The sequence below is a fragment of the Pseudomonas sp. P7758 genome, from assembly GCF_013386485.1.
Classification (GTDB): Bacteria; Pseudomonadota; Gammaproteobacteria; order Pseudomonadales; family Pseudomonadaceae; genus Aquipseudomonas.
On the sequence record NZ_JACARS010000272.1, the window covers coordinates 1 to 986 of the forward strand.

At 63.6% G+C, this 986-nt stretch carries 1 protein-coding gene and 2 pseudogenes; all 3 read right to left on the reverse strand.

The annotated features are described in order from the left end of the window. A pseudogene (locus HX873_RS31430) lies at positions 1-176 on the reverse strand (4-amino-4-deoxy-L-arabinose-phospho-UDP flippase); the annotation flags it as partial. Next, on the reverse strand, positions 173-520 hold the full coding sequence (gene arnE / locus HX873_RS31435) for a 4-amino-4-deoxy-L-arabinose-phosphoundecaprenol flippase subunit ArnE (protein WP_087693002.1): 348 nt from the start codon (positions 518-520) through the stop codon (positions 173-175). The pseudogene HX873_RS31430 and the gene arnE, both read right to left, overlap by 4 nt. Next, a pseudogene (locus HX873_RS31440) lies at positions 517-986 on the reverse strand (4-amino-4-deoxy-L-arabinose lipid A transferase); the annotation flags it as partial. The pseudogene HX873_RS31440 and the gene arnE, both read right to left, overlap by 4 nt.

A 986-nucleotide genomic window follows, 5' to 3' on the forward strand; every position in this document is an offset into this window, starting at 1 on the left:
ATGATCGCCAGGATCACCACGCCCAGTGCGCCGAGGTCGATGGCACCCGTGTTGAGTGCTGTCAGCCATTCGGTGGGCAATGGCAGGCGCGTCATGCTCCAGCGCATGCCCAACTGGGCACCGCTGACCAGTGCCACGCTGCCCAGGGCCAGGGTAAAACCGCGAGCGCGACTCATACCTGGCGCCCCAGCAGCACCACACCGGCAATCACCAGCAGCACGCCGAACCAGTGGCGACCATCGATGTGTTCATGGAACACAAAGCGCGCCACCAGGGTGACCAATACAAAGTTGAGGCTCAGCATCGGGTAGGCGATACCGACTTCCAGGCGTTGCAACACCAGCAGCCACACCAGCAAACCCAGGCCCAGGCACACCAGCGCCGACCACAGCCACGGCGAGCGCAGCTTCGGGGCCCAACCGTCGGGCTGGTCACGCCAGCCTTCCACGGCAAACTTCTGGGACACCTGGCCCATGCAGGTCAGCAGGCAGGCACCTAACAACAGCAGCAGAGTGGTCATGGCGCGCTCTGCGGGAAGATCAGAATCACGATATTGCCCTGCTCGTAACGCTTGCCGTCTTTGGGCAGCAGGTCCACTTCCTGGCGCTCGTCGTCACCCTTGACCCGCATCACCACGCCCACCGAGCCTTGCTTGCGCGCCTCGCTCATCCATTGCTGGACGCTGGCGGCATCGATCTTGCGGTAAGCGGTGTCCGGGAAGGCGATGCCGTATTTCACTTCGCCAACGGTGTTGTAGAGCATCACTTCAGGACGCTGCAGGCGCCATGACAAGGCCGATGCGGCGCCGAGGTCGTTGCTCAGCAACGCAGTGGTCGGCTGCAACTCCTGGAGGTGGTCGATGATGAACTGGTCGGGGGTCTTGTTATAAACCACCGAGTGCGGCAACGCGGCCGGCACCAGCGCCACCAGCAACCAGCTGCCGATCACCGGTGCGGCCCACATGTGCAACGGGCGGGCGGCTTGCA